This is a genomic window from Micromonospora sp. 4G55, assembly GCF_016803375.1.
The window spans coordinates 1-5,135 of sequence record NZ_JAEVHN010000450.1 but is presented as its reverse complement, the minus strand read 5'-3'; the positions used below and the strand labels follow the sequence as shown (position 1 = coordinate 5,135).

Genomic DNA, 5,135 nt, shown 5'->3' with positions numbered 1-5,135 from the left:
CCGGCCCTCCCGCGCGCCCGCCCGCCTTCTCGGCCGGCGCGCCCGGCCCGGTGATCAAGAGGTTTGCGTCAGCCGGCGGCCCTTTCCCGACGCAAACTTCTTGATCACCGAGCAGAGGCTGGCGGGCGCGGGCGCGGGTGCGGGAGGGTCAGGCGGCGGGGAGGGGGCCCTGGGGGCCGCCGGTCGAGGTGGGGACGCTGGCGGGTGGCGGCGTCGCGGGCGATCGCGGCGGGGACCAGCCGGCCGGAGCGGTAGCCGATCCCGATGCCCGAGATCAGGACGAAGATAGCGCCGAAGGTCTGCAGCGAGCCGATCAGCGCGCCGCCGAGGCCGAGCAGCGGGGCGGCGATCATCAGCATCACGCCGTCACCGATGGAGAACATCCCGGAGCGGGCCACCGACCAGCCGGTGAACAGCCAGCCGGCGCTGTAGAAGGTGGCGCCGACCAGGACCAGCATCCGGGCGGTGGTGCCGAAGACCGGGGTCTGCTCGGCCAGCCCGGCGAAGGGCAGCATCAGCACGGTGCCGGCGATGCTGACCAGCAGCCCGGTGACGGCCACCTTGCGGTCGCGGGTGGCGGCGAGCAGCCCGGTCAACGCCAGCAGGGCGAGCAGGCCCAACCAGACCGCGGCCACCCAGCCCACCAGGTACAGCGGCCGGCCGTCGGCCGGGTACGGGTCGTTGCCCACCCCGCCGTCGCTGGCCATCGCCACCACGCCGTACAGCACCGCGTAGGCGGGCAGGAGCCACACCGACGCGCGGGCGAAGCGCCGCAGCGACCACGCCCAGCTCGCGTTGGTGGCCGGCGCCGCGGGGCCCGGGTCGCGACGAAGGGCAGCACCCCGAAACCCCCCACCGGTACGGCGGGTGCCCAGCGGGCCCGCGGGATCGTGCGCGCCGGGGACGGGGGTGGTGGAGAAGAGCCGCTTCGCCGGGTCCATGGTCACCTCGCTCGCTCCGACGGGCGGCGCGGGGACGCATCCGCGCCCCGGCTCCTGGCCACCACCCGTCCGTCAGACCGATCGTGGCAGGCGCCGGGACGCCGCATGAGTGTTTCTCGCATTTGCCGTCCGAGGTCGGACGGCTGTTCGGATCAGCCGCGGGCGCGCTGGTCCGACGGGTCGTTCACCAGGCTCTCCGGCGAGACCGGCTCCGGGGCGGGCAGCCCCTGCGGGGCCTTGCCGCCGGTGGCCTGCGCCTCGGCGACGCGTACCTCGTCGTGGATCTCCTGGGCGGCGGAGGCCGCGCCCGGGCCGCCTCCGCGGCCTCGCGTTCGACCTGGCTCGCGTGGTCGGCCGCCTCCGGCGCGGGAAGGTCGCCCACCATCCCGGCCAGCCCGCCCAGCGCGCCGCCCATCCCTTCCAGGGCCTTGGTCAGCTCGGCCGGGACGATCCAGACCTTGTTGGCGGTGCCGTTGGCGATCTGCGGCAGCGCCTGGAGGTACTGGTAGGCCAGCACCTTCTGGCTCGGGTTGGCCTGGTGGATGGCATCGAAGACGGTACGGATCGCCTTGGCCTGACCCTCGGCCTGGAGGATCCGGGCCTGCCGGTCACCGTCGGCGCGCAGCACCGCGGACTGCTTCTCACCCTCGGCGGTGAGGATCTGCGACTGCTTGTGCCCCTCCGCGGTCAGGATCGCCGCCCGGCGGTCCCGCTCGGCGCGCATCTGCTTCTCCATCGAGTCCCGGATGCTCGCCGGCGGCTCGATCGCCTTGATCTCCACCCGGGTGACCTTGATGCCCCACCGGCCGGTGGTCTCGTCGAGCACCCCGGAGAGGTGCCGGTTGATCTCCTCGCGGCTGGTCAGCGCCCGCTCCAGGTCGAGCGAGCCGATCACGTTGCGCAGCGTGGTCACGGTGAGCTGCTCGATGGCCTGGATGAAGTTGGCGATCTCGTAGGTGGCCCGAACCGCGTCGACCACCTTGTAGTAGAGGACCGTGTCGATCGACACGACCAGGTTGTCCGAGGTGATCACCGGCTGCGGCGGGAAGCTGACCACCTGCTCGCGCATGTCGACCTTGGTACGCACCGCGTCGATGAACGGGACCAGCAGGTTCAGGCCCGGGTTCAAGGTGCGCTTGTACTTTCCGAGCCGCTCCACCACGTCCTGACGCTGCTGCGGCACGATGCGTACCGCCTTGACCAGCGTCACCACGACGATCAGGGCCACGGCCACCAACAGGACCGCTGCAAACTCCATACCGCTCACCTTTTCGCTTCCGGCAGCTCGCCGGGGGAGGAAATGTCGTCCTGCCACACCAGGGCGGTGGCGCCCCGGACCTTGATCACCTGCACCCGCTCACCGGGCTCGAACGACTGCGTCGCGTCGTACGCCCGGGCGCTCCACAGCTCACCGTCGATCTTGACCAGGCCGCGCCCGTCGTCGACCCGCTCCAGCACCAGCGCGGTGGCACCCTCCAGCGCCTCCACCCCGAACGCCTGCTCGCCGCTCTCCAGCGCGCTGCGGGCGTGCCGGGCGATGACCGGCCGGACCAACGCCACCGAGAGCACCGACACGGCGGCGAACACCAGCGCCTGCACCGGGACCGGGGCGCCCAGCGCGGCCGCCCCGGCGGCGGCGAACGCGCCGGCCGCGAACATGATCAGGAGAAACGTCGTCGTGAAGATCTCGGCGACGCCCAACAGCACACCCAGCACGATCCACACCACGGCGTCCACCGATCAATCGTGACACGCCGACGCACGCCGCACCGACCCCCATGATCAGTAAGCTCGCCGGGGTAGGCCACGACCGACCGAGGAGAACGCCGTGCCCCTGCTGCCCGAGACCGTCCGCCGGGCCGACGCGCTGGTGGCGCAGGCACAGTCCACCGGCCGCGCGCCGTCGCTGGTGCTGGGTGTCGTCCGCGACGGGACGCTGGCCCACCTCGCCGCCGCCGGGGAGCACCCGCGTCCCGACGCCGACCTGCAGTACCGGCTCGGCTCGATCAGCAAGACCATGACGGCCACCCTGGTCATGCAGCAGCGCGACGCCGGTCGGCTCGCCCTGGACGATCCGCTGGAGCGGCACCTGCCCGGCACGCCGGTCGGCGCGCTGACCCTGCGCCAGCTCCTCGGGCACGCCGGCGGGCTGCAACGCGAGCCGGACGGGCAGTGGTGGGAGCGGACCGAGGGCGGCGACCTGGCCACGCTGGTCGCCGGGCTGACCCCCGAGAAGATCGCGTACCCGCCGCACCGGGCGTACCACTACTCCAACCTGGCGTACGGGCTGCTCGGCGGGGTGCTGGAACGGATCACCGGCACGCCCTGGGCGGAGCTGACGCGGGAGCGGCTCCTCGCCCCGCTCGGCATGCACCGCACCACCTACGACGCCACCGAGCCGTACGCCCGCGGCTACGTGGTGCACCCCTGGCACGACACGCTGCGCGAGGAGCCGCGTACCGACACCGGGGCGATGGCGCCGGCCGGCCAGCTCTGGTCCACGGTGGCGGACCTGGCCCGCTGGGCGGCGTTCCTCGCCGATCCGACGCCGGCCGTGCTCGCGCCGGAGACGCTGACCGAGATGTGCGCGCCCGTGGTGATCAGCGACCTGGACTCGTGGACCGGCGGGCACGGCCTCGGGGTGGAGCTGTACCGGGAGGGCGACCGGGTCTACGTCGGACACGGCGGCTCGATGCCCGGGTACGTCGCCGCGCTGGCCGTGCACCGGCCGAGCCGTACCGCGGTGGTCGGCTACGCCAACGCGTACGGCCTGCGCTCGGCCCACCTCGGCGGGCTCGCCCGGCAGTTGCTCACCCTGGTGCTCGACACCGAGCCCGAGCCGGTGACGCCGTGGCGGCCGGCCGCCGCGCCGCCCGCCGGGGAACTGGCCGAGCTGACCGGCCGCTGGTGGTGGATGGGCGTCGAGTTCGAGTTCCGCGTCGACGCCGCGGGCGAGCTGTGGGCCGGCCGGGTCGGCGAGCCGGTGCTCCGGTTCACTCCGGAGGGCCCGGACCGCTGGCGGGGCCGCACCGGCGCCCAGGACGGCGAACTCCTCACCGTCGTCCGCGACGAGGCCGGCCGGGCGGTCGCCCTCGACATCGCCACGTTCGTCTTCACCCGCACCCCCGACCAGGAGCCCTGACCGGCCGAGCCGGCCCGACGGGCGACACATCCGCGCGAAGCGCGAACGGCCACCCGTGGACCGCGGCCGGATCCCGCGCTCCGCGGTGGGCGCCTCCGGAGCCTCGGGGCGTGCTCGGCGCGAACCGGTGGCGCCGGCCGCGCCCCGGGCCACGATGGCCGGTCCGAGACTACGAACCTGATGACGTCAATGACTCACCGCCTGAATCGTTCACGTCATCAGGTTCGTAGCGTCGCAGCGAACCCTGACGGCCCCATCCGGAGCTGTCCGGGAGCGGGGACCGGGCAGCGCGCCGGAGGCGGCGGGCGGAGGCGGCGGGCGGAGGCGGTCAGCCGGGCTCGGTGACGAAGTCGATCAGGCGTTCCATCGCGTTGATCAGCGGCGTCTCCACGTCGGCGAAGCTGTCGACGCGGGACAGGATGTGCCGCCACATGTCCGCCGGCTCGGCCACCCCGAGCGCCGCGCAGACGCCTTCCTTCCAGGGCCGCCCCGGCGGCACCACCGGCCACGCCGCGATGCCCAGCGCCGCGGGCTTCACGGCCTGCCAGACGTCCACGTACGGGTGGCCGGTGACCAGCACGTGCGGCGAGGTCACCTGCGCCACGATCCGGCTCTCCTTGGAGCCGGGCACCAGGTGGTCGACCAGCACCCCGAGCCGCCGGGTCGGTCCGGGGCCGAAGTCACGCACCTCGGCGTCGAGGGCGTCGATGCCGTCCAGGGGCTCGACCACCACGCCCTCGATCCGCAGGTCGTCACCCCAGATCCGCTCCACCAGGGCGGCGTCGTGCACGCCCTCCACCCAGATCCGGCTCGCCTTGGCCACCTGCGCCCGGACGTTGTCGAGCGCGATCGACCCGGAGGCGGTCCGCCGGCGGGCCGCCGGCACCGGGGCGCGGGTCGGACGGCGCAGCGTCACCGGCCGGCCGTCGAGCAGGAACGCCGCCGGCAGCAGCGGGAAGTTGCGCCGCCGACCGTGCCGGTCCTCCAGCACCACCGCACCGGACTCGAACCCGACCACCGCGCCACAGAAGCCGGAGTCGGCGTCCTCGACC

Annotated in this window: 3 protein-coding genes and 2 pseudogenes; 1 reads left to right on the top strand and 4 read right to left on the bottom strand. The window is 73.9% G+C overall.

Going from position 1 to position 5,135, the window contains the following annotated elements; all coding sequences use genetic code 11:
* Window positions 1–148: 148 nt before the first annotated feature.
* The 3 genes and pseudogenes from JNW89_RS27065 to JNW89_RS27055 all read right to left on the bottom strand — a co-directional run bounded on the left by JNW89_RS27065 (window position 149) and on the right by JNW89_RS27055 (window position 2,678).
* Window positions 149–941 (bottom strand): annotated as a pseudogene (locus JNW89_RS27065) (hypothetical protein).
* 152 nt (window positions 942–1,093) lie between these two features.
* Window positions 1,094–2,199 (bottom strand): annotated as a pseudogene (locus tag JNW89_RS27060) (SPFH domain-containing protein).
* Between the two features lie 5 nt (window positions 2,200–2,204).
* Entirely contained in the window at window positions 2,205–2,678 is a 474-nt protein-coding gene (locus tag JNW89_RS27055; RefSeq protein WP_238451169.1) for an NfeD family protein, read from the bottom strand.
* A gap of 91 nt (window positions 2,679–2,769) precedes the next feature.
* On the opposite strand from JNW89_RS27055, the gene JNW89_RS27050 reads away from it, so the two are divergent.
* Complete coding sequence (locus JNW89_RS27050) at window positions 2,770–4,083, top strand: serine hydrolase (RefSeq protein WP_238451167.1); 1,314 nt, start codon at window positions 2,770–2,772, stop codon at window positions 4,081–4,083.
* 328 nt (window positions 4,084–4,411) lie between these two features.
* Here the strand turns inward: JNW89_RS27050 and JNW89_RS27045 are convergent.
* The coding region (locus tag JNW89_RS27045) for a DUF3097 domain-containing protein (protein WP_238451166.1) at window positions 4,412–5,135 on the bottom strand (724 nt) is incomplete at its 5' end.